Source organism: Marinobacter vulgaris, assembly GCF_003344045.1.
Lineage (GTDB): Bacteria > Pseudomonadota > Gammaproteobacteria > Pseudomonadales > Oleiphilaceae > Marinobacter > Marinobacter vulgaris.
In genome coordinates this window covers 1-359 of the sequence record NZ_QFWX01000057.1, presented here as the reverse complement: position 1 = coordinate 359, position 359 = coordinate 1, and the positions used below count along the sequence as shown (strand labels likewise).

Here is a 359-nt window from a genome sequence, read left to right as displayed (position 1 = left end):
GAAATGGCTCGTCGACCTGTGGTGTTTCTCAAGCCAGTCGATCAGTGAAAAAATGGTAAAGGTGTCATTTTCAACGCCATCGAAATCGACGCCAACGCCATTTTCTGACTTGCGGACAACATGCCCTGTGAGCCGGCGAAACTGCTTTTCCTGTTTGTCAGGAAAGCGGAATTCGAGTTCCAGGGTCTGGTTCAGCTGAACATCGGTGTAGTCTGTGGCAATAAAGAGTCCCCGTTTTGATGCATCCCGGATCTGTCCGGTTGCCACGGGCATGCCGCGCTTACAAACCAGCACGCCAAGCTTTCCATCTGTGCGTTTACTCAGTCTGTGTTCCATGTTTTCCTCCGTGATTCCGCAAG

General features: G+C 51.3%; 1 protein-coding gene. It reads right to left on the bottom strand.

What is annotated here, in order from left to right:
* Positions 1-336, bottom strand: a 336-nt coding sequence (locus DIT71_RS17780; RefSeq protein ID WP_147271479.1) for a PilZ domain-containing protein, incomplete at its 3' end; no start/stop codon positions are given.
* Between the last annotated feature and the right edge of the window lie 23 nt (positions 337-359).